Source organism: Pseudomonas sp. ACM7, assembly GCF_004136015.1.
GTDB classification, from domain to species: Bacteria; Pseudomonadota; Gammaproteobacteria; order Pseudomonadales; family Pseudomonadaceae; genus Aquipseudomonas; species Aquipseudomonas frigoris.
The window spans coordinates 489739-514071 of sequence record NZ_CP024866.1 but is presented as its reverse complement, the minus strand read 5'-3'; the positions used below and the strand labels follow the sequence as shown (position 1 = coordinate 514071).

General features: G+C 59.1%; 19 protein-coding genes. 12 read left to right on the top strand and 7 right to left on the bottom strand.

Annotated elements, in window-relative coordinates; genetic code table 11:
- Window positions 1-86: 86 nt before the first annotated feature.
- From clpP to CUN63_RS02520, 6 genes are all read left to right on the top strand, one after another.
- Window positions 87-722 carry an ATP-dependent Clp endopeptidase proteolytic subunit ClpP gene (clpP, locus tag CUN63_RS02545; RefSeq protein WP_046047575.1) on the top strand — a complete coding sequence of 212 codons (636 nt, stop codon included), beginning with the start codon at window positions 87-89 and terminating at the stop codon, window positions 720-722.
- A 112-nt stretch (window positions 723-834) separates the two neighbouring features.
- Window positions 835-2118 (top strand): ATP-dependent Clp protease ATP-binding subunit ClpX, encoded by a 1284-nt coding sequence (gene clpX, locus CUN63_RS02540; RefSeq protein ID WP_007946893.1) that lies wholly within the window; start codon window positions 835-837, stop codon window positions 2116-2118.
- 161 nt (window positions 2119-2279) lie between these two features.
- A complete protein-coding gene (lon, locus tag CUN63_RS02535) occupies window positions 2280-4676 on the top strand; it encodes an endopeptidase La (RefSeq protein ID WP_027926069.1) in 2397 nt (798 codons plus the stop codon).
- Window positions 4677-4823: 147 nt separating this feature from the next.
- The gene (locus CUN63_RS02530; protein ID WP_002552737.1) at window positions 4824-5096 is read left to right on the top strand and encodes an HU family DNA-binding protein; all 273 of its coding nucleotides are present in this window, start codon (window positions 4824-4826) and stop codon (window positions 5094-5096) included.
- A 233-nt stretch (window positions 5097-5329) separates the two neighbouring features.
- The gene (locus CUN63_RS02525) at window positions 5330-7201 is read left to right on the top strand and encodes a SurA N-terminal domain-containing protein (protein ID WP_129437028.1); all 1872 of its coding nucleotides are present in this window, start codon (window positions 5330-5332) and stop codon (window positions 7199-7201) included.
- Window positions 7202-7430: 229 nt separating this feature from the next.
- Window positions 7431-8249, top strand: coding sequence for a DUF2242 domain-containing protein (locus CUN63_RS02520; protein ID WP_129437027.1), 819 nt, complete (start codon window positions 7431-7433; stop codon window positions 8247-8249).
- Window positions 8250-8599: 350 nt separating this feature from the next.
- Here the strand turns inward: CUN63_RS02520 and CUN63_RS02515 are convergent, their stop codons facing one another.
- Window positions 8600-9640 (bottom strand): AraC family transcriptional regulator, encoded by a 1041-nt coding sequence (locus CUN63_RS02515; protein WP_129437026.1) that lies wholly within the window; start codon window positions 9638-9640, stop codon window positions 8600-8602.
- Between the two features lie 3 nt (window positions 9641-9643).
- A complete protein-coding gene (locus tag CUN63_RS02510; RefSeq protein ID WP_129437025.1) occupies window positions 9644-10774 on the bottom strand; it encodes a carbon-nitrogen hydrolase family protein in 1131 nt (376 codons plus the stop codon).
- A 209-nt stretch (window positions 10775-10983) separates the two neighbouring features.
- Between CUN63_RS02510 and CUN63_RS02505 the strand changes: the two genes are divergently transcribed.
- Complete coding sequence (locus tag CUN63_RS02505) at window positions 10984-13023, top strand: FAD-dependent oxidoreductase (RefSeq protein ID WP_129437024.1); 2040 nt, start codon at window positions 10984-10986, stop codon at window positions 13021-13023.
- A 185-nt stretch (window positions 13024-13208) separates the two neighbouring features.
- Window positions 13209-14126: a 1-aminocyclopropane-1-carboxylate deaminase/D-cysteine desulfhydrase gene (locus CUN63_RS02500; RefSeq protein ID WP_129445051.1), complete on the top strand. Its 918-nt coding sequence runs from the start codon at window positions 13209-13211 to the stop codon at window positions 14124-14126.
- A gap of 10 nt (window positions 14127-14136) precedes the next feature.
- Here the strand turns inward: CUN63_RS02500 and CUN63_RS02495 are convergent, their stop codons facing one another.
- The 3 genes from CUN63_RS02495 to CUN63_RS02480 all read right to left on the bottom strand — a co-directional run bounded on the left by CUN63_RS02495 (window position 14137) and on the right by CUN63_RS02480 (window position 16961).
- Window positions 14137-14685, bottom strand: coding sequence for a cytochrome b (locus CUN63_RS02495; RefSeq protein WP_129437023.1), 549 nt, complete (start codon window positions 14683-14685; stop codon window positions 14137-14139).
- A gap of 186 nt (window positions 14686-14871) precedes the next feature.
- Window positions 14872-15699, bottom strand: coding sequence for a phosphonoacetaldehyde hydrolase (gene phnX, locus CUN63_RS02490; RefSeq protein WP_129437022.1), 828 nt, complete (start codon window positions 15697-15699; stop codon window positions 14872-14874).
- Between the two features lie 152 nt (window positions 15700-15851).
- Complete coding sequence (locus CUN63_RS02480; protein ID WP_129437020.1) at window positions 15852-16961, bottom strand: 2-aminoethylphosphonate--pyruvate transaminase; 1110 nt, start codon at window positions 16959-16961, stop codon at window positions 15852-15854.
- 109 nt (window positions 16962-17070) lie between these two features.
- Here CUN63_RS02480 and CUN63_RS02475 point away from each other — a divergent pair, with 109 nt between their 5' ends.
- Window positions 17071-17934 (top strand): LysR substrate-binding domain-containing protein, encoded by an 864-nt coding sequence (locus CUN63_RS02475; protein WP_129437019.1) that lies wholly within the window; start codon window positions 17071-17073, stop codon window positions 17932-17934.
- 121 nt (window positions 17935-18055) lie between these two features.
- Here CUN63_RS02475 and CUN63_RS02470 read toward each other — a convergent pair whose 3' ends face one another.
- Entirely contained in the window at window positions 18056-18928 is an 873-nt protein-coding gene (locus CUN63_RS02470; protein WP_056740259.1) for a LysR family transcriptional regulator, read from the bottom strand.
- A gap of 268 nt (window positions 18929-19196) precedes the next feature.
- Here CUN63_RS02470 and CUN63_RS02465 point away from each other — a divergent pair, with 268 nt between their 5' ends.
- Complete coding sequence (locus tag CUN63_RS02465) at window positions 19197-20522, top strand: MFS transporter (protein WP_129437018.1); 1326 nt, start codon at window positions 19197-19199, stop codon at window positions 20520-20522.
- A gap of 10 nt (window positions 20523-20532) precedes the next feature.
- Window positions 20533-21924, top strand: a complete 1392-nt coding sequence (locus tag CUN63_RS02460; protein ID WP_129437017.1) for an FAD-dependent oxidoreductase — start codon at window positions 20533-20535, stop codon at window positions 21922-21924.
- A gap of 3 nt (window positions 21925-21927) precedes the next feature.
- On the opposite strand, the gene CUN63_RS02455 is transcribed toward CUN63_RS02460, so the two are convergent.
- Window positions 21928-23352 (bottom strand): type VI secretion system Vgr family protein, encoded by a 1425-nt coding sequence (locus CUN63_RS02455; protein WP_129437016.1) that lies wholly within the window; start codon window positions 23350-23352, stop codon window positions 21928-21930.
- Between the two features lie 232 nt (window positions 23353-23584).
- Here CUN63_RS02455 and CUN63_RS02450 point away from each other — a divergent pair, with 232 nt between their 5' ends.
- Window positions 23585-24292: a YebC/PmpR family DNA-binding transcriptional regulator gene (locus CUN63_RS02450; RefSeq protein WP_129437015.1), complete on the top strand. Its 708-nt coding sequence runs from the start codon at window positions 23585-23587 to the stop codon at window positions 24290-24292.
- Window positions 24293-24333 lie beyond the last annotated feature (41 nt).

Below are 24333 nucleotides of genomic sequence, written 5' to 3'. Positions count from 1 at the left end.
TGCGGTAAGAAGTAATCACCATAAGCCAGCCTTCGCGCTGGCTTATGCGTATTCAAGACATAACTATTTGGGAGTGACTGCAGAGCATGTTCCGTAATTCGTATATTCAGCAGAACTCTGATATCCAGGCCGCAGGCGGCCTGGTCCCGATGGTTGTCGAGCAGTCCGCTCGTGGCGAGCGCGCCTACGACATCTATTCGCGCCTTCTCAAGGAGCGAGTGATCTTTCTGGTTGGTCCGGTAGAGGACTACATGGCCAACCTGATCTGTGCGCAACTGCTGTTCCTTGAAGCGGAAAACCCGGACAAGGACATCCATCTCTATATCAACTCCCCGGGCGGTTCGGTGACGGCGGGCATGTCGATCTATGACACCATGCAGTTCATCAAGCCAAACGTGTCGACCACCTGTATCGGCCAGGCGTGCAGCATGGGTGCGTTTCTACTGACGGCCGGTGCCCCCGGCAAGCGTTACTGCCTGCCGAACTCGCGTGTGATGATTCACCAGCCACTGGGCGGTTTCCAGGGCCAGGCTTCGGACATCGAAATCCATGCCAAGGAAATCCTCTTCATTCGTGAGCGTCTCAACACGCTGATGGCCAAGCATAGCGGGCACACTCTTGAAGAAATCGAGCGCGATACCAACCGCGATAATTTCATGAGTGCAGAAGCAGCACGTGAATACGGGTTGATCGATGAAGTGATCAGCCAGCGCCCCGCTTAAATTAAGCAGCTCAAAATAGGGTTGGTCGGCGCGTCCGATCACCAGCGGGCTTGAAAAAGCCCGCAATAGCCTTCATCTTGTGTTGCAAGCCTATCGGATTTGGATCGAACGAATGACTGACACCCGCAACGGCGAGGACAACGGCAAGCTGCTCTATTGCTCCTTCTGTGGCAAAAGCCAGCATGAAGTGCGCAAATTGATTGCCGGCCCCTCGGTCTTTATCTGCGACGAGTGCGTCGACCTGTGCAATGACATCATCCGTGAGGAGGTGCAGGAAGCCCAGGCCGAAAGCAGCGCGCATAAATTGCCTTCGCCTAAAGAAATCAGCGGCATCCTTGATCAGTACGTGATTGGTCAGGAGCGTGCGAAAAAGGTTCTGGCCGTAGCGGTGTACAACCACTACAAGCGCCTGAACCAGCGTGACAAAAAGAATGACGATGTCGAACTCGGCAAGAGCAACATCTTGCTGATCGGCCCGACAGGCTCGGGTAAAACCCTGCTTGCCGAAACACTGGCCCGCTTACTGAACGTTCCGTTCACCATCGCCGACGCAACCACCCTCACCGAGGCAGGTTACGTAGGTGAAGATGTCGAAAACATCATTCAGAAGCTGCTGCAGAAGTGCGATTACGACGTAGAAAAGGCCCAAATGGGCATTGTCTACATCGATGAGATCGACAAGATCTCGCGCAAGTCTGACAACCCGTCGATCACCCGGGACGTTTCCGGTGAAGGCGTGCAGCAGGCCCTGCTCAAGTTGATCGAAGGCACGGTCGCTTCCGTTCCGCCTCAAGGTGGTCGCAAGCATCCGCAGCAGGAATTCCTTCAGGTCGACACCCGTAACATCCTGTTCATCTGCGGTGGTGCGTTCTCCGGTCTGGAAAAGGTTATTCAAAACCGTTCCACCAAGGGCGGCATCGGTTTCAACGCGGAAGTGCGCAGCAAGGAAGAAGGCAAGAAAGTCGGTGAGTCCCTGCGTGAAGTCGAGCCTGACGATTTGGTCAAGTTCGGTCTGATCCCGGAATTCGTCGGTCGTCTGCCGGTACTTGCCACGCTGGACGAGCTTGATGAGGCTGCGCTGATGCAGATTCTCACCGAGCCGAAAAATGCTCTGACCAAACAATATGCCAAGCTGTTCGAGATGGAAGGTGTGGACCTGGAATTCCGGGCCGACGCTCTGAAATCGGTCGCCAAGCGTGCCCTGGAACGCAAAACCGGTGCCCGTGGACTGCGTTCGATTCTCGAAGGTGTATTGCTCGACACTATGTATGAAATTCCCTCGCAGTCCGAGGTGAGTAAAGTAGTGATCGACGAAAGCGTTATAGAAGGCAAGTCCAAGCCACTGTATATCTACGAAAACAGTGAGCCGGCTGCCAAGGCAGCGCCAGACGCCTAAGCGTCACGCTGCTGGAATAAAGAAGGGGCCTTCGGGCCCCTTTGCTTTTTGCGCGTTTTAACACCTTCTTTAAGCTTGTTTTTTTTGAAGGTAGCCCCCATCTTGGTTTCAAGCTCACTTCCATCTGTTTACGGCCTTATGGCCGCCGTAGAGGCGAAATCATGAAGACAACCATCGAATTGCCTCTCCTGCCATTGCGTGATGTTGTGGTTTATCCGCACATGGTTATCCCGCTGTTCGTGGGGCGCGAGAAATCCATCGAAGCCCTCGAGGCAGCGATGACGGGCGACAAGCAGATCCTTCTGCTGGCTCAGAGAAACCCTGCTGACGACGATCCCGGTGAAGATGCACTTTATCGCGTAGGTACCATTGCTACCGTTCTACAGCTGCTCAAGCTGCCTGACGGCACGGTCAAGGTTTTGGTCGAAGGTGAGCAGCGGGGCGCTGTTGAGCGTTTCAGCGAAGTGGACGGCCACTGCCGTGCCGAAGTCTCATTGATCGACGAAGTCGACGCGCCAGAGCGCGAGTCGGAAGTGTTCGTACGCAGCCTGCTGGCTCAGTTCGAACAATATGTGCAGCTGGGCAAGAAAGTTCCGGCTGAAGTCCTGTCGTCGCTCAACAGCATCGACGAACCAGGCCGCCTGGTCGACACCATGGCCGCACACATGGCCCTGAAGATCGAGCAGAAGCAGGAAATCCTCGAAATCATTGATTTGTCGGCCCGGGTCGAGCACGTTCTGGCGTTGCTGGATGCCGAGATCGACCTGCTGCAAGTCGAAAAACGCATTCGTGGTCGCGTCAAAAAACAAATGGAGCGCAGCCAGCGCGAGTACTACCTGAATGAGCAGATGAAGGCCATTCAGAAAGAGCTCGGCGACAGCGACGAAGGCCACAACGAAATCGAAGAGCTGAAAAAGCGCATCGATGCCGCCGGTCTGCCGAAAGATGCCTTGGCCAAAGCCCAGGGCGAACTGAACAAGTTAAAACAAATGTCGCCAATGTCTGCGGAAGCGACCGTGGTGCGCTCGTATATTGACTGGCTGGTTCAGGTGCCGTGGAAGGCGCAGAGCAAAGTGCGACTGGATCTGGCGCGCGCTGAAGACATTCTCGATGCAGACCACTATGGTCTGGAAGAAGTCAAAGAGCGGATCCTCGAATACCTCGCCGTGCAAAAGCGCGTGAAGAAAATTCGTGGTCCGGTGTTGTGCCTGGTCGGTCCTCCAGGGGTGGGTAAAACCTCTCTGGCGGAGTCGATTGCTCACGCTACCAACCGCAAATTCGTGCGCATGGCCCTCGGCGGTGTGCGTGATGAAGCGGAAATTCGTGGTCATCGCCGTACTTATATCGGTTCGATGCCAGGTAGATTGATTCAAAAGATGACAAAGGTGGGCGTCCGCAACCCGCTGTTCCTGCTCGATGAAATCGACAAAATGGGCAGCGACATGCGTGGCGATCCGGCGTCGGCGTTGCTGGAAGTGCTCGACCCTGAGCAGAACCATAACTTCAACGATCACTATCTGGAAGTCGACTACGACCTGTCCGATGTGATGTTCCTTTGCACCTCGAACTCCATGAACATTCCACCAGCCTTGCTGGACCGGATGGAAGTGATTCGTCTGCCGGGTTACACCGAAGACGAGAAGATCAACATCGCCGTCAAATACCTTTCGCCAAAGCAGATTACTGCCAACGGTTTGAAAAAAGGTGAGCTGGAATTCGACGCCGAAGCGATCCGCGACATTATCCGCTACTACACCCGCGAAGCCGGTGTACGTGGGCTGGAGCGCCAGATTGCCAAGGTTTGCCGCAAGGCGGTCAAAGAGCATGCAATGGAAAAACGCTTCTCGGTGAAGGTCACTGCCGAGATGCTGGAACACTTCCTGGGCGTGCGCAAATTCCGCTACGGTCTGGCCGAATCTCAGGATCAGATCGGTCAGGTCACCGGGCTGGCGTGGACTCAGGTGGGTGGCGAATTGCTAACCATCGAAGCCGCCGTCGTGCCGGGTAAAGGCCAGTTGATCAAGACCGGTTCCCTGGGGGATGTGATGGTCGAATCGATCACCGCGGCCCTGACCGTTGTTCGCAGTCGCGCGAAGAGCCTGGGGATTCCCCTGGACTTCCACGAGAAGCGCGACACGCATATCCATATGCCGGAAGGGGCGACCCCGAAGGACGGCCCTAGCGCCGGTGTGGGCATGTGCACGGCTCTGGTGTCGGCATTGACCGGGATTCCTGTGCGCGCGGACGTCGCCATGACTGGCGAAATTACGCTGCGTGGTCAGGTGCTGGCGATTGGCGGTTTGAAAGAAAAACTGCTCGCTGCTCACCGTGGCGGAATCAAGACCGTTATCATTCCTGAAGAGAACGTACGCGATCTGAAGGAAATTCCTGACAATATCAAGCAAGATCTGCAGATTAAACCGGTTAAATGGATTGACGAGGTCCTGCAAATTGCGCTGCAATACGCGCCGGAGCCCTTGCCAGATGTAGCTCCAGAGATAGTTGCAAAGGATGAAAAACGCGAGTCTGACTCTAAGGAAAGAATTAGCACGCATTAGTACGCATTTGCCTGGGTGGCTTGTTGACAGCTTTTTAGAGCCCTTGTTATAAAGCGGCTCTTAAGTGTCTGTAGGCCATTCAGCACTCGTTTTTGCTTTCACCAAAAAACTTAGAATCATACTCAAATAGATATAAGGGGACTTAGAGTGAACAAGTCGGAACTGATTGATGCTATCGCTGCATCCGCTGATATCCCGAAAGCTGCTGCTGGCCGTGCGCTGGACGCTGTAATCGAATCCGTCACTGGCGCTCTCAAGGCTGGCGACTCTGTTGTTCTGGTTGGTTTCGGTACCTTCTCCGTAACTGATCGTCCAGCTCGCATTGGTCGTAACCCACAGACCGGTAAGACGCTGGAAATCGCAGCTGCTAAAAAACCAGGTTTCAAAGCCGGTAAAGCACTGAAAGAAGCTGTCAACTAAGTTCGATTCAGGTTTTTGCCTATCCGGGTCGGGGTCATGCCTGACCTGGCAGCGGAGCGGTAGTCCAGTCGGCGAGGCGCCGACCCGAGACGCCGAGGCTCGCAAGTTCGAGTCATCGGTCCGCTCCGCCAGTTACGAGAAGGCGCATCCTCGGATGCGCCTTTCTTCTATCCGGATTCTACCCACGCTCCACGGTTGCCTAATTTTGAAGTTCAACCGTTTCTGGGGGACGCATGCTGCAGAATATCAGGGACAATTCACAAGGCTGGATTGCCAAGACCATTATCGGGGTCATCGTTGCACTTATGGCTTTGACCGGTTTCGACGCCATCTTCAAGGCCACGACGCACAGCAATGATGCGGCCAAGGTCAATGGCGAAGAAATCAGCCAGAACGAGCTGAGCCAAGCGGTCGATATGCAACGCCGTCAGCTCATGCAACAGCTGGGCAAGGATTTCGATGCTTCGTTGCTCGACGAAAAAATGCTGCGCGAATCGGCCCTCAAAGGCCTGATCGATCGCAAGCTGCTGCTGCAAGGCGCAGAAAACTCGAAGTTCGCTTTTTCCGAAGCTGCTTTGGACCAGGTGATCCTGCAAACGCCTGAATTCCAGGTTGATGGCAAGTTCAGCCCTGAGCGTTTCGACCAGGTTGTTCGCCAACTCGGCTACAGCCGCATGCAATTCCGCCAGATGCTGGCTCAGGAAATGCTGATCGGTCAGATGCGCGCTGGTCTGGCAGGTAGCGGTTTCGTCACCGACGCACAGGTTCTGGCATTCGCCCGTCTGGAAAAACAGACCCGCGATTTCGCTTCTCTGAACGTCAAGGTTGACCCGGCGGCTGTGAAGCTGACCGACGATGAAGTCAAAGCCTACTACGACGAACACGCCAAGGAATTCATGACGCCGGATCAGGTGGTCATCGATTACCTCGAGTTGAAGAAGGCTTCCTTCTTTGATCAGGTCAGCGTCAAGGACGAAGACCTGCAAGCGGCGTATCAGAAAGAAACCGCGAACCTGTCGGAACAACGCCGGGCCGCGCACATTCTGATCGAAGTGAACGACAAGGTGACCGAAGCGCAAGCCAAGGCCAAGATCGAAGAGATCCAGGCACGTCTGGCAAAAGGCGAGAAGTTCGAGGCTCTGGCCAAGGAATTCTCCCAGGACCCGGGTTCGGCGAACAACGGCGGCGACCTCGGCTTTGCCGGTCCTGGTGTCTACGATCCAGCCTTCGAAACAGCGCTGTATGCGTTGGCCAAGGATCAGGTCTCGGCGCCGGTTCGTACCGACTTCGGTTTCCATCTGATCAAGCTGTTGGGCGTGGAAGCACCTGAGGTGCCGACGCTCGCGAGCCTGAAAGACAAGCTGACCCGTGAGCTGAAAACCCAGCAGGTCGAGCAGCGTTTCGTCGAGGCGACCAAGCAACTGGAAGATTCGTCGTTCGAATCCTCCGATCTGGCTCAGCCGGCGCAGGACCTGAAGCTCACTGTTCATACGTCCAAGCCGTTCGGCCGTGAAGGTGGCGAAGGTGTTGCGGCCAACCGTGCCGTGGTCACTGCAGCGTTCAGCCCTGAAGTGCTGGATGAGGGTGCCAACAGCACCGCCATCGAACTCGATCCGGAAACCGTGATCGTGCTGCGCGCCAAGGAGCACCTGAAGCCTGCGCAACTGCCGCTGGAAAGCGTAGCTGCAAGTATTCGCGTGCAATTGGCCAAGGAGCACGCCAGTGCTGCCGCCAAGACCAAGGCTGAAGAGCTGATTGTCAGCCTGCGCGATGGCAAGGCTGCGCTGGACAAGGCGATCGACGGTCAGAGCTGGAAAGTGACCCAGGCAGCCACTCGTGGCCAGGAAGGGGTTGACCCAACCGTGCTGCAGGCGCTGTTCCGCATGCCCAAGCCTGCCGCCAAGGACAAGCCGACCTTCAGCAGCGTGACCCTGGCCGATGGTAGCCTGGTGATCGTGCGTCTGAACGGCGTGAACGAAGCCGCAGCGCCGACCGATGAAGAGAAGGCCCAGTACCGTCGCTTCCTCGCTTCGCGCATTGGTCAGCAGGACTTTGCGGCCTACCGCAAACTGCTGGAAAGCCAGGCTGAGATCAAACGCTACTGATGCCGGACTGAGTTTTGCGCTACACAAAGACCCCGGCCGTAAGGCTGGGGTTTTTTGTGGGTGAAACGAAAGCCGCACGGGTTACCCGTCGCCTGAGTATTTACCGTGCGACTTTTTCCTGTAAATGACAGTCAGTAGACTTGTAGCTGTTTTAAGACACTAATCGATACTCCGCTAAGCATCGATCTGTTGCACAATACGCCCCGGACCGTTTTCCTCAGGATGTTCAATGTTTAAATCATTTCCCATGCGTGTTGCAGGGCTGGCGTTGGTGCTGGCCGCCGCGGCCGGCTGCTCTTCGAAGAAAGCCCCCATCTACGAGCATGAGAACTTCGATGACTCCGGAACGTTTTCGCGTAGCTACCCGGTGACTGATGCGCAGACGTGCGAAGCCGCCCGTCGGGCGTTGCTCAGCCAGGGCTACATCATCACCAGCTCCGACCCGAAACTGGTCAGCGGACACAAAAGCTTCCAGCAGACCGGCGAGAGCCACTTGGAGATCAGCTTCAGTGTGGTCTGTGCCGATGATGGCAGTGAAGGGCACCACGCGACGATGTTCGCCAACGCCCTGCAGGACCGTTATGCGCTGAAGAAGACCAACAACTCCGCCAGCGTGGGTGTGGGCGTGCTGGGCTCGGTGTCGATGCCGATCGGCTCGTCCGACGACTCGATGGTCAAGGTCGCCAGCGAAACCGTATCGGCGCCCAAGTTCTACGAGCGGTTCTTCACCCTGGTCGAGTTGTTCCTGCCGCCGGAAGCGAAAAAGGCCGCGCACATCAAGGATAAGCCGAAACCCGATCTCGGTGTGCCTGAAGCCAAGGTTGCACCGGCTCCGTTGGCGCCGTCTGCGGCAGAACCTGCGCCGGCACCTGCCGAAGCGGCTCCAGCAGCCTCTGAGCCTGTTGCACCGCCGCCTGAAGCCGCTCCGATTGCTCCGGCCGAGAACAGCGAGCCGGCATCGACCACGGAAACGGTCACTCCGCCGCCCCAATCAAGCCTGCCTCCACCCACCGAGCCTATTTCGGCCATTCCTGTATCTGGCCAGTAATCGTGCTCTGACGCTACGGGATCGGGTCAGACGACACCGATCCCGCGGCGGCTTTTAAATTGATCCGCGTCACCCCATGCCGTTGTCCTACGGCCTGTATCGAAAAAATCCTGTGATAAATTCCTGACGGCCTGCTACGTTTTATTAAGTAGCCGCTGAGCGGCGTGCCTGCGTCATTTTTCTTTCACGTGGGCACTTTATGCTCGGGGCGCTGGTCATTTATTCAGGCGTTTTTTTCAACGAGCTGTGGGGGATTAAAAATGGACGATTATCAAGAAGAGCTGCTCGAGTATCAGGCGTTTGAACTGGACCCGCTGGAACCGGCCGAAGACGCTACCGAGCTGTAAGCGTCAAGCGGATTGGCGATGACTGCGGCGAAACTCGCCGGGAGTCTGGCCGCTCCAGCGTTTGAAGGCCCGTTGAAAGGCTTCGGCTGAGGCAAAGCCCAGCAGGTAGGCGATTTCTCCGAACGCCAGTTCGGTATCGCGAATGTAGGTCATGGCCAGGTCGCGACGCGTGTCATTGAGGATCGCGCGAAATTGCGTGCCTTCCTCGGCGAGTTTGCGGCGCAAGGTCCAGGTTGGCAGCTTCAGGCGTGCCGCCACTTCTTCCAGGTCGGGTTCCCGGCCACCATTGAGCAACGGCCCCAGTAACTGAGTGATGCGTTCACGCAGGCTGCGGGTGCGTGTCAGTTGCTCCAGTTCCCGCTCACACAGTTGCAGCAAGTGTCGCCAGGTGCTCGGGCAGTGTTCCGGGTTGCGCTGGGCGAGGCTGGCAAGGCTCAAGCGCAGTTGATTGTGCTCACAGCCAAACTGGATCGGGCAGTCGCCGAGCACTTCATAAGCAGCTCGGTAATCAGGCTCATCAAACTCGATCTCGATGCGTTCGGCCCGCAACCGGGCAGGGCTTATGCTGGACAATTGCTGCAACCAGCCAGCGATGATCGAATCCACGACGAAGCGGTTGTAGGCGTTATAAGGGCTGATGGAATAGAACCGCAGCCAGGCACCTTGGGCGTCTTCGTGAAAGCTCGATTGACCGCGATAGTTGGAGCCATACAAGGCTTCGAAGCGAATCAGGCACCGCGCGGCTTCTCGCACCGTTGGCGCCTGAGCGGCCGTGACCCCGGCCAGGCCGACCTGGCTCAGGCGACTGAGCTGACCCATGCGCAAGCCAAGTGCCGGGTTGTCGGTCAGTTGAATGGCACTGTGGCCCAGGCGCATGTAGCGCGGGATCGAGAGCCGGGCGCCCGCTTCGCTGAGGCGAGCTGCGTCGAGACCGTATTGTTCGAGTAGCGGCTGAGGGTCTGCACCGTGGCTGCGCACGGCGTCGGCCAGGCTATGAACAAAGCCCACCGACAGATCGCCGAGGCGCATCGGCAACGGTTTCATCGGTTACAACCAGAGGTTCAGCAAACGCGCGCCACGGGCATTGCCGTCGGCGAACTGCTGGCCGTTGCTGCTGAGAAAACTTTGACCGGCGCTGCCTTGATCCCAGAACTGACCGCGCAGGAACACGCTCATGCCGGCGATTGCCTGGCTACTGGGCGGTTGAGCGGTGAGTGTCAGACGATGCCAGGCCTGGCCTTCGCTGAGTTCCCCGGCCTTGAGGCTGACGGAGCCAGGCGTCGACAGGCCCTTGTAACCGCGCCACGGTTTGTCCCAGGTGCCGCGCCCGAGCACAAACGCCGGGACCGCGACGAACTGCGCACCCTGGTCGTCGAGCTTGCGGTAATTGTCCGGGTACCAGCTGTCGCTGCCGATCAGCACACCCAGGCGTCCGGCCGGGGTGTCGACGACGTTGAGCGTATGTTCGCCATTGGCGGCGATGACTTCATGTTCATCGAAAATCGGATGCATCTGGCGCTGGGGTTGGCCGATCGGCAGGCCATCGCGGCCGAACACCACGCTGCTGTTGTACAACGCGCCGCGGCCGATTTTCAGGGTGCCGTCGATGACGCTAGGCTCGGGCAGCACGATGGAGCCCGCCACCAACGTCACGTGGAATTCTTTCGCCAGACCACCAAATAGCGCCTGGTAGTCCTTGGCCATGCCTTTGGCCTTCATGCGCAGGTGCGCGTCGTCCAGACGTTTGTCGCCCTTGGCGCTGATCAGCGCGCGGACGAACTTCAGTGGGTTACTGACCGCCAGCCAGTTCATGGCTTCCTTGAGCGTGGTCGCCTGGTACAGCTCATCTTTCTCGCCGCTGACCATCAACCAGGTGCCGACATGTTCGGGCAGTACAACGATGGTTTTTGCATTTAGCAGGCCTTGGTCCTGGGCTTTCTGCAAATAGGCCGCCAGCTTGCGGTGCAAGCGCTCGGAGCTTTGATAGTCGGTGGGGAACAGCTCGGGCTGGATGCCCAGCAAGTTGCCGCGATCGGCGGGTATGCCTTGGTCGACCGCCAGGTTGATGCGCAGGTCCGACAGGTAATGACCCACCGGACGGTCCGCGGCCCACATGGCGTAGGTTGTAAGGGCGGCAATCAATGCCATGGAGAAGGTCAGGTACAGAAGTTTGCGCATGGGGAAACAGTCGACGGCCGTGTGCAGGGTTCGCGACTAGGGTAGGGCGCATGCCGGCACTTGCCAAGGGGCGCTGCACATTTGGATCAATAAGTTGTCAGTTACGGTCATTGAGTGACAGCGGCGCGACTCTTAGTCTGTTCAACATGACTGACGGGGGCCAAAGAGCTCCTGCACTTTTTCCGTGATCGCTCGATGTGGAGTTACCGATGGCCGCCGCTCATTACCCGCACCTGTTGGCCCCGCTGGACCTGGGTTTTACCACGCTGCGCAATCGTACCCTGATGGGTTCGATGCACACCGGTCTTGAGGAAAAGCCCGGCGGTTTCGAGCGCATGGCTGCGTATTTCGCCGAACGTGCCCGTGGCGGCGTTGGCCTGATGGTCACTGGTGGTATTGGCCCGAACGACGAGGGCGGGGTGTACTCCGGCGCAGCCAAACTGACCACCGAGGAAGAAGCGCTCAAGCACCGGATCGTCACCCGCGCGGTGCACGAGGCGGGCGGCAAGATCTGCATGCAGATCCTTCACGCCGGGCGTTATGCCTACAGCCCGAAACAGGTCGCACCGAGCGCCATTCAGGCACCGATCAACCCGTTCAAGCCTAAAGAGCTGGACGAGGCAGGCATTGAGAAGCAGATCAGCGATTTCGTCACCTGTTCGACCCTGGCGCAACAGGCCGAGTACGACGGCGTCGAGATCATGGGCTCCGAAGGTTATTTCATTAACCAGTTCCTCGCCGCCCATACCAACCACCGTACTGACCGCTGGGGCGGCAGCTACGAAAACCGCATGCGCCTACCGGTGGAAATCGTCCGCCGGGTGCGTGAAGCGGTAGGTCCGAATTTCATCATTATCTTCCGCCTGTCGATGCTCGATCTGGTGGAAGGCGGCAGCAGCTGGGAAGAAATCGTCCAGTTGGCCAAGGCGATCGAGCAAGCCGGTGCGACCATCATCAACACCGGCATCGGCTGGCACGAAGCGCGGATTCCGACCATCGCCACCAAAGTGCCGCGCGGTGCGTTCAGCAAAGTCACTGCCAAGTTGCGTGGCTCGGTGAGCATTCCGCTGATCACCACCAACCGCATCAACACCCCGGAAGTGGCTGAGCAGATTCTGGCCGAAGGCGATGCCGACATGGTCTCCATGGCGCGGCCGTTCCTCGCCGACGCGGACTTCGTCAACAAGGCTGCGGCCGGCCGTGGCGATGAAATCAACACCTGCATCGGTTGCAACCAGGCCTGTCTGGACCACACCTTCGGCGGCAAGTTGACCAGTTGCCTGGTGAACCCGCGCGCCTGTCATGAAACCGAACTCAACTACCTGCCGGTGCAGCAGATCAAAAAAATCGCGGTGGTCGGTGCCGGTCCTGCCGGGCTGTCGGCAGCGACCGTGGCCGCCGAACGTGGTCACTCGGTCACTCTGTTTGATTCGGCCAGCGAAATCGGCGGCCAGTTCAACATCGCCAAGCGTGTGCCGGGCAAGGAAGAGTTCTTCGAAACCCTGCGCTACTTCAACCGCAAACTGCAGACCACTAACGTCGAGGTGTGCCTGAACACCCGCGTCGACGTCGCGCAGCTGGTCGAAGGCGGTTACGACGAGATCATTCTCGCCACCGGCATCGCGCCAAGAACCCCGGCGATTCCGGGTGTCGAGAACGCCAAGGTGCTGAGCTACCTGGACGTGATCCTTGAGCGCAAACCGGTGGGCAAGCGCGTCGCGGTGATCGGCGCCGGTGGTATCGGATTCGATGTGTCGGAGTTCCTGGTTCACCAGGGCGTGGCCACCAGCCAGAACCGCGATGCGTTCTGGAAGGAGTGGGGCATCGACACGCATCTGCAAGCGCGCGGCGGTGTCGCCGGCATCAAGGCTGAACCCCATGCACCGGCGCGTGAAGTGTTCCTGCTGCAACGCAAGAAATCCAAGGTCGGCGACGGCCTCGGTAAAACTACCGGGTGGATTCACCGCACCGGTCTGAAAAACAAGCAGGTGCAGATGCTCAACAGCGTCGAGTACCTGAAGATCGACGACGAGGGTTTGCACATCCGCATCGGCGAAACCGGCGAGCCGCAAGTGCTGCCGGTGGACAACATCGTGATTTGCGCCGGGCAGGATCCGCTGCGTGAATTGCAGGATGGCCTGGTGGCGGCCGGGCAGAACGTGCATTTGATTGGCGGCGCGGATGTGGCGGCAGAGCTGGATGCCAAACGTGCGATCAACCAAGGGTCGCGGTTGGCCGCCGAGTTGTAATCCGCAGGTCGAGCGTGCCAATGGCCATCGTCGGAACGCCGCCCGGAGCAAGCTCGCTCCCACAGGTTCTGTGTTGCTCACAAATTTTGTGACCGATTCAAAACCCCTGTGGGAGCGAGCTTGCTCGCGATGGCTGACTTTGAGCGACTAGAATGCTGGATCTACCCGAGCACAATCAGGCGCCAATGCTTTCCCCTCCAACCGATTGGCTACCCCAGGCCCCCCTCGAGCACCTTCATCTTGATTGGCTCACCCGATCAAGCATCGAAGTCGCGATCCTGCGCCTTGACCAAATCGACCCGCTGATCAGCGGCAACAAGTGGTTCAAACTCATCGAGCACCTGAAAGCTGCTGACCAGATCGGTGCCAAAGGCATCATCAGTCTGGGCGGTGCCCACTCCAATCATCTGCATGCACTGGCCGCGGCGGGTAAGCGTTTTGGTTTTCGCACCGTTGGCCTGCTGCGCGGTCATCCGCAAGAAACGCCGACGGTGAAAGACTTGCAGGCGTTTGGCATGCAATTGCATTGGCTGGGTTATGGCGGTTATCGAGCGCGGCACGAGCCGGGTTTCTGGCTGCCATGGCAGGCGCAGTATCCCGATCTGCATCCGGTGCCGGAAGGTGGCGGCGGTTTGCAGGGCGCCAAGGGCTGCCTGCAGCTGAGGACAATGGTAAGCGAGCAACTGAACGGTCTTGGCTGGAGCGACTATGACGGCTGGTGGCTAGCCTGTGGAACGGGCACGACCCTGGCCGGTCTGGTGCTGGCCGAAGCAGGTGAACACCCAGTGTATGGCGCGCTGGCGGTGCCCGACGATCATGGGGTTGCGCAGCAGGTCGATTCGATCGTGCGGGAGGCGGGTTTACACAATCGCGCCTATGAATTGTTCGACGCCAGCCTTGGCGGCTTTGCCAAAGTCGATCCGCTGTTGCTCGAATTCATCGATCAGGCCGAACAGGCCAGCGGCATTCCCCTCGAACCGCTGTACACCGGCAAAGCACTGTTGGCGCTCAAGCAGCAAGTCGAAGCCGGAAGATTCGAAAAGGGCACACGCCTGATCTTTATCCATACCGGCGGTTTGCAGGGCCGCCGGGGTTTCCAGTGAGCGGCGGGATTCACCCGCGCTTGGGCATCATCCGCAGCAAGGTGTTATCGCCCACCACATAGTGGTGATAAATCCCCGCCACGGCATGCAGACCGATCAGCCAGTAACCAAGGGTGCCGCCGAGTTCATGCCAACCCTGAATCTGCTTGGCCAACGCCTTGTCCTCCGCGACCAGCAACGGCAGGTCGAAGCCGAAGAACATCACTTGGTGACCCTTGGCGCTGGTGACCAGCCAGCCCAGAATCGGCATGGCGATCATGAAAATGTACAGCGCCCAGTGCATCAATTTGGCCAGCACGGTCTGCCAGTGAGGGGAGGCCGGGAAGATTTGCGGTGCCGAGCCCAGGCTGCGCGCAAACAGCCGCAGCCAAACCAGGACAAACACCGTCAAGCCCAGCAAAAAGTGCGATTCGGTGATCAGCGTCCGGCCGCCACTGCCTTTTGGAAAGATTCCGCGAAATTCAATACATGCGTAAACCAGCGCCAGCAGGACCAGCATCAACCAATGCAGCACGATCGATACGGTGCTGTAGCGTGAGTCGGAATTCTTCCAGGGCATACGGTGTTCCTCACAGGTCAGGTCGAGCCACCGTTCTTGTTCGACGGTGTGCTTTAACTGTAATCCGCTTTGGTGGATTTGCCTGTGGCTATTTGGGTGTTCAATGCTCTGGATCAGGTGGTCGACCAAAAAAAAGCGCCAGTTCCGTTAAGAAACTGGCGCTTTTTTATGCGGCGACAGGCGCAATCAGTTGGTTTGTGGCATCTCACCCTTGGCCAGGCGCTGGTTGATATCGGCGATCACTTCCGGCAAATCGCTGATGGTGTCGATCATGTAGTGCGGCCGCGAGCCTTCGAACATCGCATGGATGCGCTTGCGTTCGCTGGCCAGTTTGTCGCTGCCCAAGGCCCGATAACCTTCGTAGTCCAGGCCCAGTGCGTTGCCCGAGCAGATCAACGCCACGGTCCACATGCCGGCGCGACGACCTTCGAGAATGCCCGGCACGGTGTCGTCGATCTTCACGCAGGCCGCGACATCATCGATGCCCAGCGCAATCACGTTAGCCAGCGCCTGGGCCGGCCATGGGCGTCCGTTGGGCACTTCGTCGGTGGCGACCACGTGGTCGGCGACGTAACCGTTGGTGGCGGCCAGCTCGACAACTTTGTCCATGACCTGTTTCGGGTAGCCGGAGCAGGAACCGATCTTGATCCCTTGCCGGCGCAGATTGGCGATGGTGTCCAGTGCGCCCGGGATCAGCGCCGAGTGCTCGGCGATTTTCTCGATTTGCAGGGGCATGAAGCGTTTGTAGATGGCGGTGACGTCGTCGTCGGTCGGCGTACGGCCGAACACTGTGCGATAACGTTCGGCCACTTCCGGCTGATCGCACAGGGTTCGGATGTGGTCCCATTTGCCCATGCCCATCGGCCCGCGGGCTTCTTCGATGGAAACCTGAACGTCGAATTCGGCGAAAGCTTCGACAAAAATCTGTGTCGGGGCGAAGGAGCCGAAGTCGACCACGGTGCCGGCCCAGTCGAGGATGGCGGCTTGCAGTTTGGTTGGGTTTGTATAGTTCATGGTGATCAAGTCCTGGGGCAACTGGCTAATAGGGGAGCTGCTTTTGGTGGGAGCGGGCTTGCTCGCGAAGGCGGTGCGTCAGACGACATCAATGTTGAATGTCAGTCAGCATTCGCGAGCAAGCCCGCTCCCACAGTGGATTGCGGTGTGGTTTAGATTTCCAACACTTCCATTTCCTGCAACACCTCGGCGATCGCCGCCACGGCCGCGTGCATCTCGGCCTGGTTGACGTGGCCGATGCAGCCGACGCGGAAGGTTTCGACCTGGGTCAATTTGCCGGGGTAGAGGATGAAACCCTTGGCCTTGACGCGTTCGTAGAATTCCTTGAACTGGTAGCGCGGATCTTTCGGCGCATGAAAGGTGACGATGATCGGCGCCTGAATCTCGGCGGGCAGGAAACTGCGCAGCCCCAGTTTGGCCATGTCATCCAGCAGCACCTGGCAGTTGTTGGCATAGCGCTGATGCCGGGCGGGCAATCCACCTTCTTCGTTGTATTGCAGCAGGGCTTCGTGCAACGCCGCGACCACGTGGGTCGGCGGGGTGAAGCGCCATTGGCCGGTCTTGGCCATGTAGGTGTGCTGATCGAAAAGGTCCATTGCCAGCGAGTGCGAGTTACCGGCGGCATTGGCCAGTGCTTCTTTGCGAGCGAAGACAACGCCCATTCCCGGCACGCCTTCCAGGCATTTGCCCGAGGCGGCGATCAGCGCGTCGAACGGCACCTGTTGCGCGTCGATCGGCAGCGCGCCGAAAGAGCTCATAGCGTCGATGATCAGGCGTTTGCCGTGTTGCGCGATGACGTGGGCGATTTCCGGCAGCGGGTTGAGGATCCCGGTGCTGGTTTCGCAGTGAATCAGCGCGACGTGGGTGATGCTTGCGTCGGCGCGCAGCAGACGGTCGACGTCGGCGGCGGTGGTCGGTTCGTCTTCGGCGGTTTCAAAGGTGCTGAAGGAGCGGCCGAGGACTTCGCAGATTTTCGCCAGGCGTTTGCCGTAGGCGCCATTGATCAGCACCAGGATTTTGCCGTCGCGAGGCACCAGCGTGCCGATCGCCGCTTCGACCGCGAACGTGCCGCTGCCTTGCAGGGGCACGCAGTGGTGGCTGTCGCCGCCGTTGACGATCGCCAGCAGTTGTTCGCACAGGCTGGCGGTCAGTTGATTGAAGCGGTCATCCCATGAACCCCAGTCGACCATCATCGCCTGACGGGTGCGGGCCGATGTGGTCAGTGGGCCGGGGGTGAGCAGGATGGGTTCGGCAGTACTCATTCTCGTGTCCTCGCAATCGATGGAATGAAGCTACGGGGCTTAAATTGCAATTTGCCGTGCTATCAATCAAATTGTTTGTTGTTATGCCAGCCATCAGTGAGGGTTATTCATGAACCTGTTCCAGCTCCGCGCCTTCGACGCCGTGGCCCGTGAGGGCAGCTTCACCCGGGCCGCTGCGCGACTGTTCATCAGCCAACCGGCGGTCACCGGGCACATCAAGGCGCTGGAGGAGCATTACCAGATCACCCTGTTGCGGCGCACCGCACGACGGGTGGAGCTGACGGAGGAGGGCACCAAACTGGCCGCGATCACCCGGGCAATGTTCGGTCTGGCCGAAGAGGCGCAGGTGATGCTCGAGGCCAACCGGCAGTTGCTGACCGGACGCCTGGAAGTGGCGGCGGACGGGCCGCACATGGTCATGCCGATGCTCGCCAGTTTGCGCGCGCGTTATCCGGGGATCACCGTGAACCTGCGTTTGGGTAATGCACAGGAAACCTTGGCGGCGTTGCTGTCGGAGCATGCCGACGTGGCGGTGCTGACCGAGGTCGAACCGCGCAAGGGGCTGCATTTGCAAGACTTAAGCGAATCACGGATTTGTGCGCTGGTGCCCGACGGTCATCCGTGGGCGCAGATGTCCGAGGGGGTGCCGCTCAAGGCGCTGGATCAGGTGATCATGGTGTTGCGCGAGCCAAGTTCGATCACCCGGCGCACCTTCGACGAGGCCTGTGCGGCGGCGTTGGTCAGTCCACGGGTGTTGCTGGAGCTGGACAGTCGCGAGGCGGTGACCGAAGCCGTCGCCGCAGAGTTGGGGGTTGGCGTGGTGTCGTCGGTGGAAGTCAGTCATGACCCGCGGGTGGCGGCGGTGCCGATTCTTGGTGAAGGGTTGGTTAACCGACACATGATTGGCTGCATGGAGCGGCGGCGAGATTTGCGCTTGATACAGGCGTTTTTCGACTTGGCGCCATCCAGTTGATCTGCGGCGCGGCCTTCGCGAGCAAGCCCGCTCCCACAGGGGATCTATGTTGGCCACAGATTATGTGATCAACGCAAAACCAGTGTGGGAGCGGGCTTGCTCGCGAAGGGGGAGGACCTGTTTACACCAAACTCTCGCGAACCATCTCCAGAAACGTCGCCACCACCCGCCGCGAACTTTGCTCGCGCAAGCACACCAGAGTCTCGGTCAATCGTCGTTTGCAGTCGGTAATCGGCAACGCGCAAACCCTCGAATCTGCACCGAACTCGGCGGCTGATACAACACCAACGCCAATCCCCACGACCACCGCCTCACGCGCCGCTTCCCGGCCTTCAACCTGAATCGCCGGCCGAATGCGAAAGCCTGCCTGAGCCATTTCTTCTTCCAGCGTCTGGCGCGTCACCGAGCCGATTTCCCGCAGCACCAAAGGCGTGTCATCCAGATCCGCGAGGCAAATCGACTCCCGGTCGGCCCATGGATGATTGCGCGAAACGAACGCCACCATCGGGTCGTTGCGCAGCGGCAACGAGATCAGACGTTCGTCACTCACCTCCCGGCCCAGCAACGCCAGGTCGGCCTGATAGTTGAACAGCCGAAACAGCGATTCGTCGGTGTTGCCGGTTTCGATCTTCACGCTGATGCCGGGGTAGCGCTCACAGAAGCGAGCAATCTGCGGCAACACGTGCACTGGCGCATCCACCGCGAGAATCAGGCTGCCGGTCTGCAAGGCCCTGGAGTCATGCAAGAGCTCCTGCGCCTCGGCCTCGATAACGAACAATCGCTGGGTAATGCTCAGCAAACGCTCGCCCAGATCCGTCAGCCGGACCGAGCGTTTATTGCGATGGAACAGCAGCACACCGAAACGCTCTTCGAGCTTGCGCACTTGGTCGGAAATCGCCGGTTGGGTGAGGAATAGCCGCTCGGCGGCTTTGGTAAAGCTTCCGTGCACGGCCACGGCGTGGAAGGCTTTGAGCTGGGCGTGGGAAACCGACATCGAAACCTCCAGTAACAAGCTGAGCTTATATTGGAAATACGATAAATCGATTTCACTTATTAATCAGTAATTGTTTTTATCCACCTCAGCCCCGGTGACTGGTCAGTCGAACAGCGTCGGCGGCCATGAGCCTGTGCGTGCAACAGCAGGACTCATCTGACCGATATCGCCTCAGGGACGCTGCGATATCGAAGTGCTCAACAATAAAAAAACAGGCGTGATTTCTCAATTTCTGCCGGCACACTCACACCCTGAGGTCAGAACCACCATGAACAAGCACATCGGCACTATCAAGCGTTGGCGCGTGCAGATCTTCGCGATCACCTGGCTCGCTTACGCCGCTTTCTACTTCACCCGCAAAGCTTTTTCCGTGGCAAAACTGGGGATCGCCGAAGACCCCACCTTCATGCTCGACAAAATGGCCATGGCCAACCTCGACGCCATCTACCTGACGGCTTACGCCATCGGGCAATTCACCTGGGGCGTCCTGGCCGACCGCTTTGGCCCAAGGGTCGTAGTGTTTGGCGGGTTGTTGATTTCAGCGGCGGCAGCCTTGGTGATGGGCAGTTTTGCGACGTTGCCAATCTTCGCTACCTGCATGTTGATTCAAGGGTTTGCCCAGTCCACCGGCTGGTCCGGGCTGTGCAAGAACCTCGGCAGTTTCTTTCCCGCCGAACAGCGCGGGCGGGTGCTGGGGTTGTGGAGTTCCTGCTACGCCTTTGGTGGGCTGGTGGCGTCGCCGTTCGCTGGCTGGTGGGCGTATACGCTGATCGGCACCTGGCATGCGGCGTTCTTTTCCAGTGCGGCGGTGGTTGGGCTGGTCGCCGTGCTGTTTTTTATTTTTCAGCGCAACAAACCCGAAGACGTTGGCTTGCCGGCGGTGGAACCAGAGCCGGAACTGACGGCGCAAGAGGCCGACTTGCAAAGCAAGATCAGCATTCTGGAACCGTTAAAAGAAATTCTGCGCAACCGCACCGTGCTGGTTCTGGGCCTCGCCTACTTTCTGCTGAAGCCGGCTCGCTACGCGATTCTGCTCTGGGGACCAGTGATCGTCTTCGAGCAGATGCCCTCGGTGGGCAAGGTCGGCGCGGCAATCATTCCGACCGCGTTTGAACTGGCCGGGTTACTCGGGCCGATTCTGCTGGGGCTCGCTTCGGACAAACTGTTCGGCGCCCGACGCATGCCGGCGTGTGTGCTCAGCCTGTTGGCGTTGACCGTGAGCCTGGCGTTGTTCATGGGTGCTCTGCATACCGGCAGCGTGATGCTGGTGGTGGCGCTGCTGTTCGTCATGGGCCTGACCCTGTATGGACCGGACTCGATGATCAGCGGCGCGGCCGCGATCGATTTCGGCACCGCCAAGGCGGGCGCCACAGCGGCCGGTTTCGTCAACGGTTGCGGCTCGGTCGGGGCGATTCTCGGCGGCTTGCTGCCGGGCTACTTCGACTCGGTCACCGTGTTCATCGTCTTCGCTGGCTGCGCGATGTTCTCGGCCCTGGTGCTGATCCCGCACTGGAACAGCCGCCCGGCTGGCCTGCGTGCCGAAAGCGCTTTCGTGCCTAACCAACCGATCACCGTAAAACCTCTGCGTACTTAAGGATTGACCCATGAGACCTTTTTGGCTGGAACAGGCGCTGGCGGCCGAGTCCTGCGCGCCATGCGAATCCTTGGCGGGCGACACCCGCGCCGACGTCTGCATCGTCGGCGGCGGCTACACCGGGTTGTGGACCGCGATCATGCTCAAGGAACAGAACCCCGAACTGGATGTGCTGCTGATCGAGGCCGATATCTGCGGCGCCGGCGCCAGTGGTCGCAACGGTGGTTGTGCACTGTCGTGGTCGGCCAAGTACTTCACCCTTGAGCGGCTCTTCGGCGTCGAAGAAGCCGTGCGACTGGTCAAGGAATCGGAGCGCAGCATCCATGCCATCGGCGCCTTTTGCGAGCAGTACGCGGTGGACGCCGATTACCGCCTCGACGGTACGCTGTACACCGCCACCAACCGCGCCCAATGCGGCTCGACCGACGCCGTGATCGCGGCGTTGGAGCGCAATGGCATCAACTCTTTCACCCAACGGCCGGTGGCCGATGTGCAACGCATGGCCGGTTCCAGCAAACATCTGGAAGGCTGGTTTTCCCCGGCGGCGGCAAGTGTGCAACCGGGCAAACTGGTGCGCGGCTTGCGCCGGGTCGCCTTGCAACTCGGGGTGAGGATTCACGAGCACACCGCCATGACCGGGTTGCAGGAGGGCAAGCCTGCGGGGATACAAACCCCGAATGGCACCGTTCGCGCGGATCGCGTGGTGCTGGCGATGAACGCCTGGATGGCCCGGGCGTTTCCACAGTTCGAGCGCAGTATAGCGATCGTTTCCAGCGACATGCTGATCACTGAACCGCGACCCGATCTGCTTAATGAGATCGGTTTGACCAGCGGCGTCACCGTGCTCGATTCGCGGATTTTCGTGCACTACTACCACAACACCCCGGACGGCCGAATCATGCTCGGCAAGGGCGGCAACACCTTTGCTTACGGTGGGCGAATGTTGCCGGTGTTCGATCAGCCATCGCCCTATGCCGGTTTGTTGCAGCACAGCCTGAGCGAGTTCTTTCCGGCGTTTGCCGAGGTCAAGGTCGAGGCGACATGGAACGGTCCGTCTGATCGCTCGGTCACCGGTTTGCCGTTCTTCGGTCAGATGAGCGCCAGTGGCAACGTGTTTTATGGTTTCGGATACTCCGGCAGTGGGGTTGGCCCGTGTCACATGGGCGGGCAGATTCTCGCCTCGATGGTCCAGGGGCTGGACAACGCCTGGACCCGTTCGCCTCTGGTCAACGGCCCGCTGGGCTTGTTTCCGCCGGAACCGATTCGTTACCTCGGCTCCCTGATGGTGCGCAACGCCATCCGTCGCAAGGAGCGCGCCGAGGATCACGGGCACCGGCCACGGCATCTGGATGTGCGTCTGGCGAAGTTCGCGGCGGCGGCCGGCAAGGCCGACAAGGGTTGAGAGTCAGGGTGTGAGGTCCGAGCGATTGACCAGCCAATCGAGCAGCAAGTGGCTATCGCGGCGTGGCTCGGGAACAGGCCGAGTGCGCGGGTGATGGCCCATGCCGACGCACAGCACCGGCCGGTCCGGGTCACTGTCGAGAAAACTGATGAGGACGTCGCTGCCGGCCGTTGGCAGGCTGGACGGGGCAATCCGACCGTCCGGCGCAGCAAGGGCGACCGGTAGCCAGAGACCGGCAGATTCAAGCGGATTCGCTTGCGCTGTTGGCCACAGCCTGACCTGTATTCGACCTCGATCATCCAGCGCCGCCGGATGCCCGGCAGGGCCCTGCACCTGGGCGGGCTGATAGCCCGGGATGCTCGGCCTGGTCTGTTTGAGCGCGGGCCTGAATACCGTTGACCAGGGAATGGCGGTGAACTGATTGCGATAATGGCGAACCGTATCGGGTTTGTCGGCGGCCAGAATCGAAGGTTGTTGCCCCTGATGTCGGATTTCGGTGAGCAGCCATTGATCGTTGAAATTGGGCAGTGGATGTTCTGACACTTGCACTATCCGTGCGCTGCGCAGTGCGCTCTGGTTGCTTTGACCGTGGATCTGCAGATGCTGGCAACGCAGACGTTCCAGTTGTCGTCGGCTCAGCTGATCGTGATGGATGTGCTCGGCCGCGGGCCGGACCATCACCGGCAATGGTTTGCTGAAAGCGTGGTTGGCCGCGCCCTCGTTGGGTTTTTGCGAGCCACGGTTCCTGGCCTCCAGTCGTGAGGGAAAGGGCGGCGAGTCATGGCGCTGGAACAACTCACTGATCACGGGCGCGTCACTGTCTTCGGGCGCGTTGCCCTGGAAAGGTGTAAGGACTGGTTCTTGGGGGAAACTCAGGCTGTCATCCGCCAGGACCAGCACATGCCCGTCGCGCTGATGTTCGAAGTGATAGTGAATGCCTTCTTCTTCGCACAGCCGTTGCAGCAATGCCAGATCGCTCTCCTCGTACTGAATGCAAAAAGGCCGGACGGGATAGTGTCCGTTGGATAATTCGAAGCGATAGCTCCCCTCGGGCACATCATGTTCCTTCAGCAGTTGGCGCAGGATCATCGGTACGCTGAGGTGATGAAAGACGCGGCGTGAACGCTGTCGGTCGAGCCATTGAAGGTAGGGCACCAGCACCAGTTTGTAGCCGATCCGGTGGGGGCCGCGATGCTCGCGACTGGCACTGTGAAGAACGCCATGAATACCCTGGCCCTCCATCAGGCTGAGGAACACCGGTTGTTGCAGCAATCGGTCGAGGTTCATGGCCGGTGCGAGGCCGATGACTTCGATGTCGAATCGATAGGGCTGGTTGAGGGCTTCTCGGCCACTGAACTGCAACACCTGCAAACTCAAATCGCCGTCGAGAAGTGTCAGGGTGAAGGGACTTTCCTTGTCGTTGTGCATCGAACGCGCTTCTGCCATGGAATTCGGGCGCAGAGGGTACGAAACCACAGCCCTTTATGGTCACCGCAAATCGAAGTTTCAGAATCCCCCTACAACTGCCGGTGGAGATGTCGATTCGTCATGCGGGTGAACAGGGTGGATTTTTTGGTCGATTGCCAACTTTAGGGCGTATAAACTTGCGCCATGCGTCGGCCAATAGATGTCTCGGCGCCACAGATCAAGAGAGTGAGTAATGGGCGCACAGTGGAAGGTTAAACACAAAGAAGCGGCATCTAACGCCAAGGGCAAGATCTTCGGCAAACTGGTAAAAGAAATCACCATCGCTGCCCGCAACGGTACCGATGTCGCTACCAACGCACACCTGCGTCTGGTGGTTGAACAGGCAAAGAAAGCCTCGATGCCCAAGGAAACTCTGGATCGCGCCATCAAGAAAGGCGCGGGCCTGCTGGGTGAGACCGTTCAGTACCATCGCGTGACTTACGAGGGTTTCGCTCCGCACCAGGTTCCGTTGATCGTCGAATGCGTGACCGACAACATCAACCGCACCGTGGCGGAAATCCGCGTCGCGTTCCGCAAGGGCCAATTGGGCGCTTCCGGTTCGGTCGCGTGGGACTTCAACCATGTGGGCATGATCGAGGCGTCCCCGGACAGCCCTGACGCCGATCCGGAAATGGCCGCCATCGAAGCCGGCGCCCAGGATTTCGAGCCGGGTGAAGAAGAGGGCACGACCCTGTTTCTGACCGAGCCTGCGGACCTGGACGCCGTGCAGAAAGCCCTGCCCGAGCAAGGTTTCACCGTGTTGTCGGCCAAGCTGGGTTATCAGCCGAAAAATCCGGTCAGCGGTCTGAGCGATGAGCAGATGGCTGAAGTCGAAGCCTTCCTCGAAGGCCTCGATAACCACGATGACGTGCAGGACATGTTTGTAGGGTTGGCGGGTTAATATTTTTCGCCAGTGACACCGTCATCGCGAGCAAGCTCGCT

Coding starts and splice junctions, on each gene's coding strand:
- clpP (WP_046047575.1), top strand. CDS start 87: ATGTTCCGTAATTCGTATATTCAGCAGAACTCTGATATCCAGGCCGCA.
- clpX (WP_007946893.1), top strand. CDS start 835: ATGACTGACACCCGCAACGGCGAGGACAACGGCAAGCTGCTCTATTGC.
- lon (WP_027926069.1), top strand. CDS start 2,280: ATGAAGACAACCATCGAATTGCCTCTCCTGCCATTGCGTGATGTTGTG.
- CUN63_RS02525 (WP_129437028.1), top strand. CDS start 5,330: ATGCTGCAGAATATCAGGGACAATTCACAAGGCTGGATTGCCAAGACC.
- CUN63_RS02520 (WP_129437027.1), top strand. CDS start 7,431: ATGTTTAAATCATTTCCCATGCGTGTTGCAGGGCTGGCGTTGGTGCTG.
- CUN63_RS02515 (WP_129437026.1), bottom strand. CDS start 9,640: ATGAAACCGTTGCCGATGCGCCTCGGCGATCTGTCGGTGGGCTTTGTT.
- CUN63_RS02510 (WP_129437025.1), bottom strand. CDS start 10,774: ATGCGCAAACTTCTGTACCTGACCTTCTCCATGGCATTGATTGCCGCC.
- CUN63_RS02505 (WP_129437024.1), top strand. CDS start 10,984: ATGGCCGCCGCTCATTACCCGCACCTGTTGGCCCCGCTGGACCTGGGT.
- CUN63_RS02500 (WP_129445051.1), top strand. CDS start 13,209: ATGCTTTCCCCTCCAACCGATTGGCTACCCCAGGCCCCCCTCGAGCAC.
- CUN63_RS02495 (WP_129437023.1), bottom strand. CDS start 14,685: ATGCCCTGGAAGAATTCCGACTCACGCTACAGCACCGTATCGATCGTG.
- phnX (WP_129437022.1), bottom strand. CDS start 15,699: ATGAACTATACAAACCCAACCAAACTGCAAGCCGCCATCCTCGACTGG.
- CUN63_RS02480 (WP_129437020.1), bottom strand. CDS start 16,961: ATGAGTACTGCCGAACCCATCCTGCTCACCCCCGGCCCACTGACCACA.
- CUN63_RS02475 (WP_129437019.1), top strand. CDS start 17,071: ATGAACCTGTTCCAGCTCCGCGCCTTCGACGCCGTGGCCCGTGAGGGC.
- CUN63_RS02470 (WP_056740259.1), bottom strand. CDS start 18,928: ATGTCGGTTTCCCACGCCCAGCTCAAAGCCTTCCACGCCGTGGCCGTG.
- CUN63_RS02465 (WP_129437018.1), top strand. CDS start 19,197: ATGAACAAGCACATCGGCACTATCAAGCGTTGGCGCGTGCAGATCTTC.
- CUN63_RS02460 (WP_129437017.1), top strand. CDS start 20,533: ATGAGACCTTTTTGGCTGGAACAGGCGCTGGCGGCCGAGTCCTGCGCG.
- CUN63_RS02455 (WP_129437016.1), bottom strand. CDS start 23,352: ATGCACAACGACAAGGAAAGTCCCTTCACCCTGACACTTCTCGACGGC.
- CUN63_RS02450 (WP_129437015.1), top strand. CDS start 23,585: ATGGGCGCACAGTGGAAGGTTAAACACAAAGAAGCGGCATCTAACGCC.